General features: G+C 40.1%; 19 protein-coding genes. 17 read left to right on the top strand and 2 right to left on the bottom strand.

The features are described 5' to 3' along the window. The first annotated feature begins 97 nt into the window (after positions 1–97). From ABWP91_RS07275 to ABWP91_RS07250, 6 genes are read left to right on the top strand one after another with little or no spacing between them, the layout of a single operon-like run. On the top strand, positions 98–1,093 hold the full coding sequence (locus tag ABWP91_RS07275; RefSeq protein ID WP_353242701.1) for a 2-dehydro-3-deoxygalactonokinase: 996 nt from the start codon (positions 98–100) through the stop codon (positions 1,091–1,093). A 32-nt stretch (positions 1,094–1,125) separates the two neighbouring features. Then, positions 1,126–1,752 carry a 2-dehydro-3-deoxy-6-phosphogalactonate aldolase gene (locus tag ABWP91_RS07270; protein ID WP_353242700.1) on the top strand — a complete coding sequence of 209 codons (627 nt, stop codon included), beginning with the start codon at positions 1,126–1,128 and terminating at the stop codon, positions 1,750–1,752. 18 nt (positions 1,753–1,770) lie between these two features. Further along, the gene (locus ABWP91_RS07265; protein WP_353242699.1) at positions 1,771–3,207 is read left to right on the top strand and encodes an N-acyl-D-amino-acid deacylase family protein; all 1,437 of its coding nucleotides are present in this window, start codon (positions 1,771–1,773) and stop codon (positions 3,205–3,207) included. Positions 3,208–3,219: 12 nt separating this feature from the next. Beyond that, a complete protein-coding gene (locus ABWP91_RS07260) occupies positions 3,220–3,615 on the top strand; it encodes a RidA family protein (RefSeq protein ID WP_353242768.1) in 396 nt (131 codons plus the stop codon). 24 nt (positions 3,616–3,639) lie between these two features. Beyond that, a complete protein-coding gene (locus ABWP91_RS07255; protein WP_353242698.1) occupies positions 3,640–5,091 on the top strand; it encodes a sodium:solute symporter family protein in 1,452 nt (483 codons plus the stop codon). Positions 5,092–5,113: 22 nt separating this feature from the next. Continuing rightward, entirely contained in the window at positions 5,114–6,370 is a 1,257-nt protein-coding gene (locus tag ABWP91_RS07250; RefSeq protein WP_353242697.1) for an amino acid deaminase, read from the top strand. 64 nt (positions 6,371–6,434) lie between these two features. Here the strand turns inward: ABWP91_RS07250 and ABWP91_RS07245 are convergent, their stop codons facing one another. Together ABWP91_RS07245 and ABWP91_RS07240 are read right to left on the bottom strand one after the other, a co-directional pair. After that, complete coding sequence (locus ABWP91_RS07245) at positions 6,435–7,082, bottom strand: 3-oxoacid CoA-transferase subunit B (RefSeq protein WP_353242696.1); 648 nt, start codon at positions 7,080–7,082, stop codon at positions 6,435–6,437. Beyond that, positions 7,073–7,738, bottom strand: a complete 666-nt coding sequence (locus ABWP91_RS07240; protein ID WP_353242695.1) for a 3-oxoacid CoA-transferase subunit A — start codon at positions 7,736–7,738, stop codon at positions 7,073–7,075. Before ABWP91_RS07240 ends, ABWP91_RS07245 begins: the two co-directional genes overlap by 10 nt. A gap of 1,279 nt (positions 7,739–9,017) precedes the next feature. On the opposite strand from ABWP91_RS07240, the gene ABWP91_RS07235 reads away from it, so the two are divergent. From ABWP91_RS07235 to ABWP91_RS07185, 11 genes are all read left to right on the top strand, one after another. Continuing rightward, positions 9,018–9,548, top strand: coding sequence for a fimbrial protein (locus tag ABWP91_RS07235; RefSeq protein WP_353242694.1), 531 nt, complete (start codon positions 9,018–9,020; stop codon positions 9,546–9,548). Positions 9,549–9,627: 79 nt separating this feature from the next. Next, positions 9,628–10,179, top strand: coding sequence for a fimbrial protein (locus ABWP91_RS07230; RefSeq protein ID WP_353242693.1), 552 nt, complete (start codon positions 9,628–9,630; stop codon positions 10,177–10,179). Positions 10,180–10,199: 20 nt separating this feature from the next. Continuing rightward, positions 10,200–12,890 (top strand): outer membrane usher protein, encoded by a 2,691-nt coding sequence (locus ABWP91_RS07225; RefSeq protein ID WP_353242692.1) that lies wholly within the window; start codon positions 10,200–10,202, stop codon positions 12,888–12,890. 35 nt (positions 12,891–12,925) lie between these two features. Beyond that, positions 12,926–13,675, top strand: a complete 750-nt coding sequence (locus tag ABWP91_RS07220; RefSeq protein ID WP_353242691.1) for a fimbria/pilus periplasmic chaperone — start codon at positions 12,926–12,928, stop codon at positions 13,673–13,675. A gap of 16 nt (positions 13,676–13,691) precedes the next feature. Next, entirely contained in the window at positions 13,692–14,273 is a 582-nt protein-coding gene (locus ABWP91_RS07215) for a fimbrial protein (protein WP_353242690.1), read from the top strand. Then, complete coding sequence (locus ABWP91_RS07210) at positions 14,266–14,817, top strand: fimbrial protein (protein WP_353242689.1); 552 nt, start codon at positions 14,266–14,268, stop codon at positions 14,815–14,817. The genes ABWP91_RS07215 and ABWP91_RS07210 overlap by 8 nt, the downstream gene beginning before the upstream one ends. Before the next feature lie 11 nt (positions 14,818–14,828). Beyond that, on the top strand, positions 14,829–15,317 hold the full coding sequence (locus ABWP91_RS07205; protein ID WP_353242688.1) for a fimbrial protein: 489 nt from the start codon (positions 14,829–14,831) through the stop codon (positions 15,315–15,317). After that, complete coding sequence (locus ABWP91_RS07200) at positions 15,317–15,847, top strand: fimbrial protein (RefSeq protein ID WP_353242687.1); 531 nt, start codon at positions 15,317–15,319, stop codon at positions 15,845–15,847. The genes ABWP91_RS07205 and ABWP91_RS07200 overlap by 1 nt, the downstream gene beginning before the upstream one ends. Positions 15,848–15,864: 17 nt before the next feature. Next, complete coding sequence (locus tag ABWP91_RS07195; protein ID WP_502935792.1) at positions 15,865–16,686, top strand: MrpH family fimbial adhesin; 822 nt, start codon at positions 15,865–15,867, stop codon at positions 16,684–16,686. 14 nt (positions 16,687–16,700) lie between these two features. After that, complete coding sequence (locus ABWP91_RS07190; protein ID WP_353242685.1) at positions 16,701–16,973, top strand: helix-turn-helix domain-containing protein; 273 nt, start codon at positions 16,701–16,703, stop codon at positions 16,971–16,973. 355 nt (positions 16,974–17,328) lie between these two features. Next, positions 17,329–18,297 (top strand): siderophore ABC transporter substrate-binding protein, encoded by a 969-nt coding sequence (locus tag ABWP91_RS07185; RefSeq protein WP_353242684.1) that lies wholly within the window; start codon positions 17,329–17,331, stop codon positions 18,295–18,297.

Genomic DNA, 18,297 nt, shown 5'->3' with positions numbered 1-18,297 from the left:
CTCGATCGTCGTTTTCATAAAAACGGAACGACATTCCTATATTTTAATGTATGTTATTTAAAAAGGAACGGCGTTCCATTATTTTAAAGGGATAAATATGTTGATAGTGACCATTGATACAGGGACAACAAATACCCGCGTGAGAGCATGGCGAAACAATGCGGTTGTGGGGGAGCTGAGCGCGGAAGTCGGGATTCGGGATTGTGCGAAAAATGGAAGTAATGCGCATTTAATTCAATCAATAAAAACGCTTTTGGCACAGCTTTTGGCAAAATTTAGTGATGAAGAAAGGGAAAACTATCGCTTGGTAGCGTCGGGCATGATTACTTCAGAAATTGGGCTATGCCATTTGCCCCATGAAGTCACGCCAGTTTCGATGAAGCAGCTCGCACAAAAGGTTAGCGCGTGTGTAATAAATGGCATTAGCGAAAAGCCTATCATTTTTATACCGGGCATTAAAAATAAAACCACGGAGTTAACGTTTGATTCTATTGAAAGTATGGATGTAATGCGTGGTGAAGAAGTTGAGATCTTCGGTATCTTAGCGCAGCAGCCAGATTTAGGCGCTTCGTTGGTTATCTTACCTGGTTCGCATTCAAAGTTTGTTCGCATTGATGACAATAAAAATGTGATTGCACTGGCAACCACGATGGCAGGCGAAATTTTCGATACGTTAACACACCAAACGATACTCGCAAGCTCATTAGCGCATCAATTTGCCGAACAACTCGACGATGAATATTTGCTAAAAGGCGCAAGGTTAAGCCAGCAAGTGGGGATCGCGAGGAGCTGTTTTTCAGTCAGGTTATTAGACCTTTTTACGGAGGCCACACTTGACCAAAAATCGAGTTTTCTATTAGGTGCAATTTTAGCATCAGATTTGCTTGCGATAAAAAACAGCCAAGCCTTATGTGTGACGAACGATATAAAAATTGTAATTAGTGGAAAACCTATCTTAGCGAATGCTCTTCAATTATTAATTAAAAATGATAGTTATTTCACGGGTGAAATCAGCGTATTAAAAGATAAAAAGGAACAGCCGTATTCTGGATTAGGGGCAATTTCAATATTAAACCTCACAGAATATAAATAAATATTTTTAATAATTTGTTATTAGGTGATTGTATGAATCTTGAAAATGAAATTCCTTTAATTGCAATATTGCGTGGAATTAAACCCGAAGAAGTTTTAGATCATGTTTCAATACTGGCTGAGGAAGGTTTTAAATATATAGAAATTCCATTGAATTCCCCTGAATGGGAAAAAAGCATTCCATTGGCTATTCAACATTATGGCAACCAATTAAAAATAGGCGCAGGGACCGTCCTGAATCAACAAAATGTTGAAAAATTAGCGGCAATGGATGCAAAGATTATTGTTACGCCGAATATTAATGTTTCGGTGATCAAATCATCTTTAGCAAACAAGATGGAAATATATCCAGGTTGTGCAACAGCCACTGAGGCATTTACAGCGATTGATGCAGGAGCTTGTAATTTAAAGATATTTCCAACTGCACCGCTAGGAGTCAACTACGTTAAGTCACTGATGTCAGTGATCCCTAAAGAGATAGCTATTTATGCCGTTGGTGGCGTAACGCCACAAAACTTACATGAGTACCTAAGCATTGGCTGTTATGGCGCAGGGCTTGGGAATGACCTTTATCGAGTAAGCCAAACACCAGAGAAAACCAGAGAAAACGCGAAAGCATTTATATCTGCATATATCGCATTTAAAAATCAAAATTATTAATTTAAAAGAGATATTAAAATGAAATTCGATTATGTTTTTAAAAATGCCACTGTTATTGATGGCAGTGGGAAAAATGAATTTATCAGCGATGTGGCAATTAAAGATGACCGAATTATTAAAATTGCTGAAAATATTAACGAAGAACCTGAAAGAATAATTGATTGCTCAGGATTGATTTTATCCCCAGGGTTTATTGATGTTCATACACATGATGATTTAATTGTCATAGATAAACCTGAATATATTGAAAAAACATCACAGGGTGTTACCACCATTATTGTGGGTAACTGTGGGATTAGTGCAGCATGCGCTACGTTAAAAGATGAAGTACCTGACCCAATTAATTTGCTGGGAGAATTAAACGAATTTAATTTTTCTGATTTAGCCAGTTATAAACAAAAAATTAATGAAATTGCGCCGACCGTAAATGTGGCAACATTGATTGGCCATACCACACTAAGAAATAACTGTGTTTCGGATTTATTAAAACCTGCGACTCAGAGCAATATCGAACAGATGAAGCAAGTTTTAGAGTCTGCATTAAATGAGGGAGCTCTAGGGTTAAGCACAGGGTTGTCTTACGGTAATGCCATCAACTCATCCACAGAAGAAATCTGTGAGTTGGCTGAATTATTAGCAGAGTATCAAGGAATTTACACCACGCATATGCGTACCGAATATGACGGAATAATTGATGCAATGCATGAAGCTTTTCATATTGGCCGTCATGCAAAAGTGCCAGTGCAAATTTCTCACCATAAGTGTGCTGGGGCAAAAAACTGGGGACGCACTAAAGAGACTCTTGCGCTAATCGAAAAATATCAAGCAATGCAAGATATTAACTGTGATTGCTACCCCTATAGAGCAGGCTCTTCAAATTTAGATATCACACAAGTCACTGATGATTATGACATCTTAGTGACTTGGTCAACGCCATTCCCAGATGTTGCAGGTAAGACACTGAAAGATATTGCCACAATGTGGAATATCGATATTTACCAAGTGGCGGAAAAAATCGTCCCTGCGGGTGCTATTTATTTTCAAATGCATGAAGACGATGTTCGCCGCGTATTGCAGCACCCAAGCAGCATGGTGGGCTCAGATGGTTTACCTCGTGACCCTAATCCGCACCCACGTTTATGGGGCACATTTCCACGCGTTATTAGCCACTACAGCCGTGATGAAAAACTGTTCCCAATGACCACCGCGATTTACAAAATGACGGGTATGTCGGCTCAGCGTTTTTCGTTGAAGGATAGAGGGCTTATCCAAGAAAACTTTTTTGCAGACATCGTCTTATTTGACCCAATAAAAATCAATGAAACCTCGACGTTCCAAGATCCAAAACAGAAAGCAGATGGCATTGAATATGTTTTTGTTAACGGTGTTCTGACCTATACCGCAAAAGAAATGACTGGGGATAGAGCAGGTAAATTCTTAGAAAGAAATAAATAAAAGAGAGAAATAATAATGATTAAACGATTTGGCATTGAAGGTTCAAAAGGGACTGGTGGGCAATCATTACCTTTTTCAAAAGCTGTGCTGGCGGACGGCTGGTTATATGTATCAGGGCAAACACCGATGGTTGATGGCGAAGTGATTGATGGCGGCATTATTGCGCAATCAAAACTGGCTATCGAAAACTGTTTAAACATCATGAAGGACGCGGGCTTTGAGCGCCAAGATATTGTGCATATGAAAGTGGTTTTGAGTGATGCTCGATACTTTCAGTCCTTTAATAAAGTGTTTCAGCAATTCTTTGCGGAGCATCCACCAGCGAGAGTCTGTTTTGTCGCAGACCTTGTGGTTGATTGCATGGTTGAAGTGGACATCACCTGTTTTAACAGCAAGTTCAAATCTTAATCGCTGAGACGATAGGGGGCTATTATGGAACATAATAATTTCTTAATGTGGTTTTTGCTGTATGCGTTCGTGATGATGTTCATTGGATGGTATGTAACGAGGCATCAAAAGACCGGTGAAGACTTCATTCTTGGTGGTCGAAAATTACCGATGTTACTCACTTTAGGGTCTACCGTCGGAACGATGGTGGGAACTGGGTCAAGTATTGGTGCAGTGAGTTTTGGTTATTCAAATGGTTGGACCGGTATGTTATATGGTATCGGTGGAGCGACGGGGATCTTACTGACGGCTTGGTTATTTGCGCCAGTGAGAAACTATCGTTTTATGACCATGAGTGAGGAGATTTGCTACTACACAGGCGGAAGTCGTTTAGTTAAAAACTTAGTTGCGATACTCATTTTCTTAGCATCAATTGGTTGGTTAGGCGCACACATCCTTGGTGGTGGCTTGTACTTGGCATGGGCTGCAGACATTGATATCACGGTTGCGAAGATAATTATTGCTGTTGGGTTTGTATTTTATGTAGGTATTGGCGGTTATAAAGCCGTGTCATGGATTGATACCTTACAGTCTATCGTCTTATTCCTCGGGTTTATTATTCTTGCCGTCGCCTCAGTGAGCTACGTAGGTGGATGGGATGTTGTGGTGCAAAATACGGATCCGAAAGCGTTTACTGTTTTTGGGGTTGGTAAGCTTGGCATGCTACCGGCAATCTCACTTGCTATCGTGATTGGCATCGGTGTTTTGGCGACACCGTCATATCGCCAGCGTATCTATTCAGCGGCATCAACAAAAGCGATTCGTCAATCATTCATTATTACTGGCGTCTTGTATATGGGGTTCTCGTTCTTGCCTGCAATTATCGGTATGGCAACTCATGTGATGGAACCTAATTTAGAAAATAGTAGCTTTGCATTCTTATATGCGACCAATGCATTACCGCATGTACTGGCAATGGTGGTATTGATTGCAGGTATGTCAGCCAATATGTCATCAGGTAGCTCAGATGCCATCGCAGGTGTTTCGATAATCTTACGTGATATCTATACGATGGTGACAGGGAAAATGCCACCACCAGAGAAAGCCATTAACTTATCTCGGATCTTCTTACTTGGCGTTATCTTGCTCGCACTGGTATTCGCATTAACCTCAAATGACATTATTGGCTATATCACTAAAATGATTTCAATGATTATGTCAGGTCTCTGTGTCACAGTGTTATTAGGTAAATTCTGGCATCGCTTTAACTGGCAAGGTTGTATTGCAGCGCTGGTGGCAGGAAGTTCAACATCGTTAACGATTATCTTATCACCAGAATGGTCAGCAAAATTAGGTAACCCAGTAATCCCAGCATTATTAATTAGCTTGGTTTGTGCGGTGGTTGTGACCTTAGTGACACCAAAAAATAAACTCAGCCGTGAAGAAGTTTTAGAAAACATTACTCACGAAAGAGAAAATACCGCGAAAAGTAAATAAATGTTCAAATTGAGAGATTCAAATGACTAATCATAATTTTCTCGAAGCGATAAAGCATAAGTCGACGAAGTTGCCTAATTTAGATAACTTGCCAATAAATATTCTTCACGAAGATGTATGTTTACCCGCTGTGGTCGTGAAACAGCGTGAGTTAGAGAATAATATTGCATGGATGCAATCTTATGCGAATACTGCGAACGTGTCGTTATCACCCCACGGTAAAACGACGATGACCCCCGCTATTTTCAAACGCCAAATCGCACAAGGCGCGTGGGGATTGAGTGTTGGAACAGCTTATCAGGCAAAAGTGGCAATAGAATCAGGCATTAAGAATATTGTAATCGCTAATCAGGTTGTTGGTAAAACCAATATTCGGTTACTTGCGGAGCTGGTTAAACTCCATCAGGCTAACTTGTATTGTTGCGTCGATAGCCTTCAAAATGCGAAACAACTTGCCGAGGTTTTTTCCCGCGAAAACCAAAGGTTGAATATTCTGATTGAGCTGGGTGTGAATGGTGGACGTTGTGGTTGCCGTACAGAAGATGAGGCTCTTTCGTTAGCTGAAGAGCTAAAAGCGCTGCCTTCTTTAGTCATCGCTGGCATTGAATTTTATGAAGGTGTTATTCATAGTGATGATGCAGAAAAAGACATTAATGAGGTGCGGCAATTTTTACAGCGAGTCTTAGCGACGAGCCAAAAACTCGATAGCTTGGGGGCATTTGATAGGTGTCAGGATGAGGTACTACTCACAGGGGCAGGCTCGGTTTGGTATGACCTTGTAAGTAAAAAAATGGCTGAGTTTACTTTTTCAAAGCCTTTTCGCTTTGTCATTCGCCCTGGTTGTTATATTACACATGACCATGGCATTTATGATGAGGCTCAACAAGCCCTCAAAGCCAGAGACAGTGTTGCTTGTCAGCTAGAGGGTGACTTGATGCCTGCAATGGAAATTGTTGCATTAGTACAGTCAGTTCCTGAGAATGGGCGGGCAATTGTTAATTTTGGTAAAAGGGATGTCGCATTTGATGCTGGGTTACCCCAACCGATAGCACACTATCGTGATAGTAAACGACTTTCTTTTCAACGAGTGAATGCAAAAACGATTGGTTTAATGGATCAACATGCCATTTTATCTTTTGATGAAAGTTGCCATTTTCAAGTAGGAGACATCTTAGTCTTTGGGACTTCACACCCCTGTATTACTTTTGATAAATGGAAAGTGATTTACCTGATTGATGATGAATACACGGTGCAAGAAGAGATGCCAACGTATTTCTAAACGGTGTCCTCCGATTAATTAAAATCAGCTGCTCTTAAAGCAGCTGATTTTTTTAATTATTGTGTTAAGGCATTTTTTGTAATCCATCAGCAACCACAAACTCAGCCTCAGTACAGGCTTTGATCGTTGCAATATCTGTATCTGCTGTATGTTCAACTAAAGTCAGCTGCCCATCAATAAACCGAAAAACAGCTAGCTCAGTGACAATGGTGGAGACACATTTTGCTGCGGTCAGGGGAAACTGACATTGGCGCACGATTTTCGCTTTACCTGCTTTAGTGCAATGTTCCATCGCGACGATTACATTTTTTGTCCCTGTTACTAAATCCATCGCGCCTCCCATACCGGGTTTCATTTTTTCTGGGATCATCCAATTGGCAAAATTACCCTGTTGGTCAACTTCAAGGCCGCCTAGTATGCATGTATCGAGATGTCCTCCACGAATCAGGGAAAAGGAAAATGCACTATCAAAGGTCGCGCCCCCTGGAATAATAGAGCAAGGCTGCCCTGCAGCATTTGTTAAATCGGGGTCTTGGGTGTCAAGGCTATTATCGCAAAGGCCAAGTATGCCATTTTCAGAGTGAAATAAAACGTCAATATTATCAGGAAGGTATTGTGCGACGAGTGTTGGTAAACCTGCGCCAAGGTTTACGATGTCGCCATCGTGCAGCTCTTGTGCTACTCGACGGGCAATACGGTTTTTTATTTCCACAGTGACTCTCCTTGAAATACGCCTGTCACTAACATGCCAGGGGTCATAATCGAATCAGGGGGAAGTTCGCCAATATTCACCAATTGTTTGGCTTCAGCTAAGACGGTATTAGCTGCTAGAGCTATCAGAGGGTTAAAATTGCGAGCTGTTAAGCGGTATGAGAGATTGCCGGCTTTATCGCCTTTATCTGCATGAATGATCGCTAAATCTGCACGTAAGGGAAGCTCAAGTAAATAGTCTTGATGTTCAATGTGTAAGCATTGTTTTCCATTTGCAACTGATGTCCCCACTCCTGTTGGTGTCAAAAAACCGCCTAAACCTGCTCCGCCACAGCGAATACGTTCCACTAAAGTGCCTTGTGGGATAAATTCGGCAAGTAGTTTTCCTGAACGAATTTGTTTTGCCGCTTGTGGTAATAACCCAACATGAGAGCAAATGATTCGTTTAACTCGCCTTGCTTCAATTAAGCGTGCAATACCAATATTGGGTAAACTGGTATCACTGCCGATAAGTGTTAGGTTTTTTATACCAGACTCTAAGATAAGTGAAATGAGTGTAGGAGGGGTGCCTATTCCCATAAAACCGCCATACATCACACTCATGCCATCTCTGAAATAGTCCATTATCGTATTCTTTTCGATAAATTTATGTTTCATTCACATCACCTTTAGACTCGGAATGGTATTCCACAATAGCGAAGAGAGGCATTTTTTCCCCACATAAATAATGGTAGTAGCGAATGTTTTTCTTCTAGCAAGCTAAGGAGGGGATTTATAGATCAGCAAGAGCTTAGCTGAATAAAGGAATTACAATTTACCATTAATCATTATTAATTTCTGAGTAATAGAAATACCTATTTTGTAATGCGTGATCTTACTTAGAAGTTAAATGAGAACTTGGTAACATGGCATGATATTTCAATTGGTGAATTATCGAGCCGAACTTAATAAACAACTTACTCTTAATTGGGATATTTTGTTTTTTGCAGATGGCCAAAAAGTTTGGTAATGAAAATGTGATTCATTTAAAGAATTAAAAATGAAAATTTGGTTTTCTTACTTGCATTTTTGTGATGATCAACACGGTTGTTTATATTTATTTTAATCATTTAAATTACCAATAATTACTTTTTGAAAAGTTTTGAAATAAATTTACTAATGTTGAAATGGGTTTTGTTTGTTAATTTTTTTAAGTGATCATCAATTTGTTATTGGTTGTTTTTTGTTTCCATTCTTTACTAAGTTGTAGAATTATTTTTTGTTGGGTAACATGAATTATATTAATTAATTATTTAATTTATAATTTAACTAATTGTATTTGTTTTGATTTTTTATTTCTACGGGACTGTTTATCGTATGGTTAAATGTAACAAATGGTAAAATAAGAAACATTATGACATTATTTAAAAATAAAAATTGAGATATTTCTCATTAAAATTGAAATATGATTAATTGAGGTTTAATTAAATATACTTGAAATAAAATAAAAACATTTAAAGAATGGATTTTTTTTCACTAATAAGAACCCGTTTTATGAGTATAAAAAACTTTATTAATGATGAATGAGTTTATTTTATTGTCTTTTGATGAAAATACCTCGTATCTATTGGGTTTTATTCTCTTGATTATCCTATATCGGAGTATTTATTTGAGTTGAGTTCGTACTTATTATATATATTTCACTAACTTAACGAGTAAGAGTTTGGTTATTCCTGTGATTTGACATAACTAAATTGAGATATAATAATGGCTTCGCATTGATACATTGTTTAATTATCTAGTTTATTAACGGAGTTTGATAAATAAGATTGTTATTAGTATCAATCCTTAATGTTTACTAACCAAACATATTTTAAGAAAAAATTAAAATAATCAGATTAATAATAACTCGTTATTTTAATTTGTGTCGTCTTTTTATCTAATGGAAATGTATAAAATGAAATTAAATAAACTTGCTTTAGTATTAGGTTTAGGTCTGGCTGTTGTTGCTGGTTCTGCTGCTGCAAACCAAGGTTCAGGTACTGTAACTTTTAAAGGTTCAATCATTGATGCTCCTTGCTCAATCCCACCAGGAGCAGAAGCATTCGAAGTTAAGATGGGTGCTATCGCAACTACAGCATTAAACGGCGGCGGTAAAAGTGTTGCTCGTCCTTTTAACATCGAGTTAGAACAGTGTGATATCACTACCCTGAAAACTGTACAAACTACATTCACAGGTACACCAAGTACTGCTGTTAATGGTGGTTTAGCTATCGCTGGTACTGCGAAAAACGCAGGTATTGTTATCACTGACGTCAACGGTGACAAAATTGACTTAGGTGCTAAGTCTCCATCTCAAGCTCTGTTCACTGGTGCAAACACACTGCGCTTTACTGCATTCTTACAAGGTGATGCAGATGCGACAAACAAACCTGCTGTACCAGGTGAGTTTGATGCAATCGCAACATTTGCTCTGAGCTACCAGTAATTGGTATTGCCCGTACAAGGATGTATGGGCACTAATTTTAATGAATTGAAATTGGTTATTAAGTTGAAATGGAGTCGCTATGAATCACTTTGGCATAATTGTCATGGTGCTTTCAGGAATGATATTTGCCCCAATAGTTAGTGCACAAAATCAAATTTCTCGGGCGCTGAAACCTATAGATGGAACGGTTAGCATGGGCGGTTCAATTATTGAAGCCCCTTGTGCGATTGATGCAGATAGCCGAGATCAATCAGTTAATATAACGACTGTACCGATTAGCCAGATAATACAAGATAGAGAAAGTCAGACCCAAGACTTTTCTATTCGTCTTATCAATTGTGTTCTAGCACCGATTACTCCTGGAAAACCTAATTGGCAATTTTTTAATATTACATTTGATGGTCCAACTGATGGCCGTAATTTTGATGTTTTCGGGCATGCAAATGGATTATCAGTAAAAATCACTGATTCTAATGGAAATGTTGCAATACCTGGTAAAGCGATGCCTGACTTAGCACTTAAGCCGGGATCAAACACGCTAAATTATAACGTTCGGGTTGTATCTAATAATAAACGTTTAAAGCCAGGAAATTATCAGACCACTATCCGTTTTAAGATGGATTATTACTGAGTTATTACTAAGGGACTATTATGGCTCTGTTATTAAAAAGTAAAAATAAAGTATCTAATAACTCAGTAAGCTATTTTTTGACACCTGTTGCCACTATGGTGTTTCTTGCGATTGCTCATATTAATTTAGCTAATGCGAATAATGATAGTATTGAGTTTAATACTGATATTTTAGACCTTCAGGATAAAAGTAATATTTCTTTAAGTGAATTCTCTCGCGCAGGTTATGTTATGCCGGGAACGTATCCATTTAAAATCAATTTAAATAACCGTGATCTTGCCGCTATTTACGATATTGAATATATGCCAATTGTTGGTGATGAAAGCATGACTGAACCATGTTTAACACCAGAACTTGTTGATCATATAGCCCTACGTAGCGAATGGAAAGAGCAGGTAAAATTTACACATAATGGTCAATGCTTAAATATAGAAAGCATACCTGGCATGACAGTAAATGGTTCTTTACCAAAAGAAACGATTTCTATTACTGTCCCGCAGGCATATGTCGAATTTACCTCTGACAATTGGGATCCTCCGTCACGTTGGGACGAAGGGGTGCCAGCCCTAATTTTTGACTATAACTTGAATGCTAACATTAAAAGGCCAACCGATTCTGCAAACACGCACTCGTTGACAGGTAACGGTACAACAGGCTTTAACTTAGGTGCATGGCGTGTTCGAGCCGATTGGCAAGCAAGTTATAATCGTACTAGTGGGCAATCGACCAATAGAAATTGGGATTGGAGTCAATATTACGCATATCGAGCTGTAAAAGAACTTAACGCCAAATTGACGATGGGTGAGCAGTTTTTACGTTCGGGGTTATTTGATTCTTTCCGCTATATGGGGGCAAGCTTAATTTCTGATGAAAGAATGCTGCCACCAAATCTGCGTGGTTATGCACCTGAAGTTACTGGCGTTGCAAAAACAAATGCAAAAGTCGTTGTGACTCAGCAAGGACGTGTCATTTATGAAACCCAAGTTGCTCCAGGGCCTTTTCGTATTCAAGATTTAAGTGATGCGGTTAGCGGTAAGTTGGATGTACGGGTTGAAGAGCAAGATGGCTCGGTACAAGAATTCCAAATGAATACGGCTTCAATACCGTATTTAACGCGCCCAGGCTCTGTGCTGTTCAAAATAGCGGGCGGTCGCCCAAATAATATGGATCATAAAACCGAAGGACAAGGGTTCGCCATGGGCGAATTTAGTTGGGGTATATCTAACGGTTGGTCTCTATTTGGTGGTGGACTTGCGGCGGGTGACTATAACGCATTATCACTGGGTGTAGGCCGAGATTTACTGGCTTTTGGTGCGATTTCTTTTGATGTTACTGAATCACGCGCAAAACTTAAAACGGAAGACAAAATTTATACCGGGGCTTCATATCGTTTAAGTTATTCAAAACGCTTCGAAGATTATGATAGCCAAGTGACATTCGCAGGGTACAGATTCTCTGAACGTGACTTTATGAGTATGAATCAATACTTAGACCGCCGCTATAGAGGTGCCACATTCGATAATAGTAAAGAGCTCTATACCATTACATTTAATAAATACTTTACGAGTGCGGATTTAACGGCATATCTCAACTATAACCATGAAACATATTGGAATAGACCAGCTACAAAACGTTACAACCTTTCTATTGCGAAATATTTTGATGTTGGTCGCTTTAAAAACATCAGTTTAAGTTTGTCGGCATTTCGCAACAAGTTTGATAACAGTAAAAATGATGACGGTATGTATATGAACCTGTCTATGCCTTGGGCGGATGCAGCGACCATTAACTACAGCAATTATGTTTCAAAAGATGGTAATTCACATACCGTCAGTTACTACGACCGTATTGATGATAAGAGTACCTATCGAGTAGGTTCAGGGGTGAGTACCCGTGGTCGTGGAACTATCGATGCATACTATAACCGCGATGCAGATATGGCAAACCTGACAGCCAGTACCAGTTATATCAATGGAGACACATCATCAGCCGCATTCTCTTTACAAGGTGGTGCGACAGTAACGGGTTATGGCGCTGCATTGCACCGTATTAACTCACCAGGTGGAAGCCGAATCATGCTAAGCACTGAAGGTGCTTCTGGCGTACCTGTACAAGGTTTTGGCCCTACAACGAGCACGAACCGTTTTGGGAAAGCGGTCATTGCAGATGTGAGTGATTACTACCGAACTAGCACCAAAATTGACGTTAATAAACTCCCAGATAATGTTGAAGCATTACGTACGGTTCAACAAGCGACCTTAACGGAAGGAGCAGTTGCTTATCGCGAGTTTGAAGTGTTAGCAGGCTTAAAAGTTATGGTGAGATTGGCATTAGCGGATGGAAGCCATCCTCCGTTTGGTACAACGGTAAGAAATGACAAAAATAGAGAAATGGGAATCGTCACTGATAACGGTTCTATTTATCTCTCAGGTGTAAAAGCGAATGAAGTTTTAGATGTGCATTGGGATGGCAGTGTTCAGTGTCAGGTGCAAATACCTGAAAATATTGAAACAGCAGATTTCAACTCACTGTTACTGCCATGTACAAATAATCCAAGTGCAGCAATAGGGTTTATCCCAGCGAAAAATGTACCTGTTGGTCAACCCGCTAAGCGAGTGGTCCCAGCCCCGATTCAACAAGGGGTAGCACCGAGTCAGCGTTGGTTATTGAAGCCACCGGAGCTTGCTCAAAATGTTGATTTATTTGAGTAACCCGAGTTATTTGATTTTTTAAAGAGTTGGTAATTATGAATATTAAAAAGATTGCTTTTATTACAACAACCCTCACGTTATCTGCTGTCTTGTGTGGCCAAGCTCTGGCAGCTATTGCATTGGACAGAACGCGCGTTGTTTTTAATGGTGGTGATAAAACCATCAGTTTAAATATTAAAAATGAAAATAAGGAGTTACCTTATCTTGCGCAAGGTTGGATTGAGGATATTGATGGTAATAAAGTTGAGTCACCTTTAACGGTTTTACCTCCAGTACAACGTGTAGAGGCTGGTGAAAGTAGCCAAGTTAAAATTCAATCCCTTCCTGATGTTGCACGCTTACCACAGGATAGAGAGAGTGTTTACTATTTTAACCTACGTGAAATTCCACCTCGCAGTACAGAGCCGAACGTATTACAAATTGCCTTACAAACACGTATTAAATTGTTTTATCGGCCAAAAGCGCTATATGCCACACGTACTGATTTAGAAAATCCATGGCAAGAAAAGATTACTCTAACACGCAAAGGTGATGCTTATGAGGTGAATAACCCAACAGCCTATTTTGTCACTATTGTGGATGCAAGCTCGAGAATTGGGGGCGACACAGTCGGACAATTTGAGCCGCTGATGGTATCACCGAAAGCGAGTGGAATGCTTAAAGGTAGTGCGGGGGCGATGGGAGCAAAACCTGTTCTAACCTACATTAACGACTACGGCGGCCGACCAAAGCTGACGTTTAGCTGTGCCGGTACGACTTGTAAAGTTGAATCCGCGACAAACTAATAACGGAGCTTAACGTATGAAAAGGACTCTCCTGTTTAACGCTATCATATTCGGTTTAGCTCACATATTTACAGCTGGCGCTGACTCATTTGATATAGATGGTTTACATGGAACATTGACAGTCAATGGCATGATGACAGAAGCACCTTGTGCTATGGATGTGACGAAGTCAATGCGCCAAGAAGTGTCTCTGGGAGAGATCCCTTCTTCTTCACTGCGCAAACCAGGTGATAGAGCTGAGCCAGTTTCATTCGAGTTAGAATTCCACAATTGTATTCGGACTCAAAGCCGATTACGGGATGTCAGAACGGATACACCAACATGGGATGCTATTCAACCTGTTATTTCTGTTTCTTTTGTTGCGGTATCCGATAAACACTATCCTGAAATGCTAAGTGTCAAAGGGGTATCTGGTCTAGCCTTGGAAGTTACTGATGCTCAAGGAGAAGATATCCGGCTTGGTAGCCAAGGTCGTCCACAATTCCTCGATGCACCTCAAGGCTCTCTTCACTATTTTGTCACACCAGTGAGAACACCCGAAAAACTCACGGAAGGAAGTTTCAGCGCGGTAATGGACTTTAAGGTGGATTATGATTGATTTTAATAAGCAGCGGTATTTGCTGACATCATGTCTCGCTGGAGTGCTGTTTGCATCAGCGTCATACGCAGATTTACCTGAATCACGTATAACACCGCTATCAAATACACGTGCAACTCCAGGTCTGGTGATCGTGCCGATAACAGGGTACGTACTCGCACCTCCGCCATGTAAAATTAATGGCGATAAAGTGATTAAGGTGGACTTTGAGGAAGTCATGAGCACGCGTATTGACGGTGCCGCATACAGTAAGCCCATTAATTACAATATTGAGTGTGACAAAAGACCGACAGAACAAATGAAAATGACGTTAGTGGGGGATCCTGCGGGTTTTGATCCTACCCGCGCAGTGAGAACGAACATTTCTGGCTTAGGTGTTGGATTTACCTATAACGGAAGTCGCCTGAGACTAAACCAAGAAGTGAAGTTTGTTTACCCTAACGCACCTCAGTTTCACGCTATGCCTGTTCGTGATATGTCGAAAGTATTGAACATCGGTGGCCCTTTTCAAGCTGGCGTTACAATTAAACTTGACTATCAGTGAGGAGATGGATAATGCACAAAATAATGAAAAAACTTCCTCTGATAATGAGTTTATTCGCATTTCCAGCCAGCATAGCATTTGCAGCTGATAATGTTGAATTTACTGGCACTCTACTTATTCCGCCACCGTGTACAGTATTTGAGGATAAAGTCTACCTAGTTGAATATAAAGATATTGGTTTACATAAGGTTGATGGCGTTAATTTTACGAAACCCATTAATTATGCGCTTAAGTGCGATGACAACCTAAAGGGCTGGGATCTCATGTTGACGATTAAAGGGAACCCAACCGATTTTGATAAGTCAGCACTTAGCACAGAGATTAGAGATCTCGGTATGCGCATTACACAAAATGGTGTTGGTTTCGAAATAAATAAACCCCTAAAGATTAGTTATGGTCAGCCGCCTGTCTTAGAGGTTGTGCCTGTAAAAAGATTAGGAACGACATTGCCAGAAAGATCATTTACCGCAATCGGAACATTGCTAGCGGAGTACCAATAATGAATAGATTAATTCAATGTATGGTCACGGCTGCTTTACTTATTAATACCAGTGCTGCATTAGCGATACCAGATAACTTAAAAATCACAGGTAACCTCGTGGAAGAACCTTGTACGATTTTGCCTGGGGATGAAAGTATTGTGATGGAGTTTTTTGATACGCCAGAAAAAAACTTCTACGCCTATGGAGAGACTCAAGGAAAAGAGTTTGTTATTAAATTGGCGGATTGCGATACCAGTATAGGCAAGTGGGTAGAAGTTAGTTTCTCGGGGACACCAAGTTTAGCATTACCTGGTTTTCTCGCATTATCAGCAGGCAGTGTAGCCTCTGGGTTTGCAGTTGGTTTACAAAATGCGGATAAATCACCACTGAAAATGGAAGATAAGGGCGCTAAAACCTCCTTACAAGACGGATCAAACGAATTACGTTTTTACGCTTATTTAAAAGGTGAGCCAGACGCGATTGCAAATAAGTCAATTAAGGTTGGGCCGTACAGTGCGGTAGCAACGTTTAAACTCGATTATGAATAATAAGGCTGTGAATTACTATGAAAGTGCTTTTATCAGTGTTATTCGGTGCAGTCATATTTTCATCATCTGCATCAGCGGCAATTTTTTCTTATATTACATCGTCTACAGGGAATCCTGCTAACGCAACCTATTATTTTAATATAGATCGTTGGGATGATTATCCTCCATATGTCTTAAATGAATGTATTTATAGTCCTTGTTACGCTGTTATAAATCATAAGCATACATCATCTGGAACGCCTGGGTCACCAACATATACGGCTATAAACGTAACAAACTTAAGAACAATGCGAGAAGTTAGGCAAGCTTTTTTAGATAAGTTTCCTTTACCGTTCAAAGGAAGCACTCAACACGTTGGTGAATCTTTAAATAGTAATCAGGAGTGTGTAGGAATATTTTTCCAACCAAGTGCTGGCTTTGCAGGAAAGGGGTCGTTGATTAATGGATCATTGTGCGGTATTGCTCCGCCACCGGTGGGGGCTTGTAAGATCAATGAAAATATCCCAGATCTTAGCTTTGGCACAGTGAGTGAAGCAGAATTAGCGGGGCAAACCAGAGAGGTGACGGTTAGCGTCACTTGCAACCTATCGATGAGTGTCTTAGTGATTGCCACAGGGGTTTCTGGGACTAATAGCCGAGAAAACTTACGTTCAGATGGTAGTTTATACGCTAATTTGACTTTAGGTAATTACAACACACCCGGTGAAAATGGTTACAGTTTATATGTTCCTGCGGGTGGTTCAAGTACGGTAAAACTTAAAGCGAGATTAGGCACTAATGGACGTGTTCAACCTGGTTCGTTTAGAGGTGGGGCAGCTCTTATTTTAACTGTACCTTAATAAATGGTGAAAATATGTATTCAGAAAACGGCAGTGAAAAAATCCATTATATGGTCGGTCAAAGGATCTTAGAGAAACGCAGAGAGCTGGGTTATACCGGCTTTCAACTGGCTCAATTGTTAGGTGTAAGCCAACAACAAATCTCTCGTTATGAAAGAGGGAAGATCAAAATTGACCTATTCCATTTGTTTAAACTCTCATTTTTGATGGGAACGCCTATTGATTGGTTCCTTGAGGATGTCAGCTCGCAGCTTACTGAAAATGGGCAACTAGATGACATTCATTGATGAGCGTTTAAATCGGTATTAATGATAAATAGGCTGGGATTATAATTTCTGTCATTCGTTGTAATCGAACTGTCAGAAAGCACATGCAGTTGAAGGCTCAGCCTATTTATTTTTGCCCAACATTAGGGCAGTGGCTATCCATCATTTCAAAGATTTTCTTTAATATTCCCATTCAACGCTTTATCTTGATTGATACCCATTTATAAAATTGGTGATTTTGTGCGTTCTGACACCTTTTGGGCAAATGCAAATGCAAACTAATATCATTAGCGCTTAATAACGTGTAAGATACCCCCCTCTTCGAGACGTTGGTATTTTATCGTTAGTACTTTTATAGATGGATGGAGGAAATGAGATGTTTGCAAAATCATTAGTTTCAGGTCTTGCCTTGTTATCTGCTTTAGTTTTAGCAGGTTGTGATAACACAAAAGAAACGCCAGAAACAACCCAAGCAGCAGAGAAACAAACCATTACGATTGAACATGTACAAGGTAAAACTGAAATTCCTCGCCATCCACAGAAAGTGATTGTCATGAACATGGAAACACTGGACATCATGGATGCATTAGGTGCACCAGTGGCAGGTGTTCCACAAACCAACGTACGCTTTCCTGAATTCTTAACCAAATACAGTGGCTCTGAATATGTCAACGGCGGAACCCTGTTCGAACCCGCTTATGAAACACTAAGTAATGCAAAACCTGACCTGATTTTAGGTGGTAGCCGTGCCCGTGACGCATATGACAAACTGAGCGGCGTTGCCCCAACAATTTCTTTAGATATCGACAATAAAAACTTTATTGGCAGCTTAACTGAGCGTACTAACGAGCTTGGCGCCCTGTTTGGTAAAGAAGAAGAAGCAAAAAAACTGATTGCTGATTTCAATACCAAAATTGACGGTATCAAAACTAAAGCACCGACTGCGGGTAAAGCAATGGTGATTTTAGTCAGTGGCGGTAAAATTTCAGCCTACGGCCCAGGTTCACGTTTTGGCTTTATTTTTGACGTGTTAGGTTTCGAGCCTGCGTATGTCTTTGAAGAAAACACGGGCCGTCACGGTAACATTGTTAATGCTGAATTACTGGTGAAATTAAACCCAGATTGGCTGTTTGTGATTGACCGCGATAGCGCAATTGGCAAAGCTGATGCACAACCTGCCGCGGAAGTTCTCGATAACGCATTAGTGAGAAAAACAGCTGCGTGGGAAAAAGGCCAAATTACTTACCTTGACCCAACCGCGGTATACATCGCAGGCGGTATCCAAACCTATTCCAAATTAATGGATGATATCAATACTGCACTAGAGAAGAGCCAAGCAAAATAA

Source organism: Providencia sp. (assembly GCF_040396775.1).
Taxonomy (GTDB): Bacteria; Pseudomonadota; Gammaproteobacteria; order Enterobacterales; family Enterobacteriaceae; genus Providencia.
The sequence above is the reverse complement of the archived record's forward strand: the minus strand, read 5'-3'. Positions and strand labels throughout refer to the sequence as shown.

What these genes read in the sequence shown, in the direction of transcription:
- ABWP91_RS07275 (WP_353242701.1), top strand. Translation starts at nt 98, where the DNA reads ATGTTGATAGTGACCATTGATACAGGGACAACAAATACCCGCGTGAGA.
- ABWP91_RS07270 (WP_353242700.1), top strand. Translation starts at nt 1,126, where the DNA reads ATGAATCTTGAAAATGAAATTCCTTTAATTGCAATATTGCGTGGAATT.
- ABWP91_RS07265 (WP_353242699.1), top strand. Translation starts at nt 1,771, where the DNA reads ATGAAATTCGATTATGTTTTTAAAAATGCCACTGTTATTGATGGCAGT.
- ABWP91_RS07255 (WP_353242698.1), top strand. Translation starts at nt 3,640, where the DNA reads ATGGAACATAATAATTTCTTAATGTGGTTTTTGCTGTATGCGTTCGTG.
- ABWP91_RS07250 (WP_353242697.1), top strand. Translation starts at nt 5,114, where the DNA reads ATGACTAATCATAATTTTCTCGAAGCGATAAAGCATAAGTCGACGAAG.
- ABWP91_RS07240 (WP_353242695.1), bottom strand. Translation starts at nt 7,738, where the DNA reads ATGAAACATAAATTTATCGAAAAGAATACGATAATGGACTATTTCAGA.
- ABWP91_RS07235 (WP_353242694.1), top strand. Translation starts at nt 9,018, where the DNA reads ATGAAATTAAATAAACTTGCTTTAGTATTAGGTTTAGGTCTGGCTGTT.
- ABWP91_RS07230 (WP_353242693.1), top strand. Translation starts at nt 9,628, where the DNA reads ATGAATCACTTTGGCATAATTGTCATGGTGCTTTCAGGAATGATATTT.
- ABWP91_RS07225 (WP_353242692.1), top strand. Translation starts at nt 10,200, where the DNA reads ATGGCTCTGTTATTAAAAAGTAAAAATAAAGTATCTAATAACTCAGTA.
- ABWP91_RS07220 (WP_353242691.1), top strand. Translation starts at nt 12,926, where the DNA reads ATGAATATTAAAAAGATTGCTTTTATTACAACAACCCTCACGTTATCT.
- ABWP91_RS07215 (WP_353242690.1), top strand. Translation starts at nt 13,692, where the DNA reads ATGAAAAGGACTCTCCTGTTTAACGCTATCATATTCGGTTTAGCTCAC.
- ABWP91_RS07210 (WP_353242689.1), top strand. Translation starts at nt 14,266, where the DNA reads ATGATTGATTTTAATAAGCAGCGGTATTTGCTGACATCATGTCTCGCT.
- ABWP91_RS07205 (WP_353242688.1), top strand. Translation starts at nt 14,829, where the DNA reads ATGCACAAAATAATGAAAAAACTTCCTCTGATAATGAGTTTATTCGCA.
- ABWP91_RS07200 (WP_353242687.1), top strand. Translation starts at nt 15,317, where the DNA reads ATGAATAGATTAATTCAATGTATGGTCACGGCTGCTTTACTTATTAAT.
- ABWP91_RS07195 (WP_502935792.1), top strand. Translation starts at nt 15,865, where the DNA reads ATGAAAGTGCTTTTATCAGTGTTATTCGGTGCAGTCATATTTTCATCA.
- ABWP91_RS07190 (WP_353242685.1), top strand. Translation starts at nt 16,701, where the DNA reads ATGTATTCAGAAAACGGCAGTGAAAAAATCCATTATATGGTCGGTCAA.
- ABWP91_RS07185 (WP_353242684.1), top strand. Translation starts at nt 17,329, where the DNA reads ATGTTTGCAAAATCATTAGTTTCAGGTCTTGCCTTGTTATCTGCTTTA.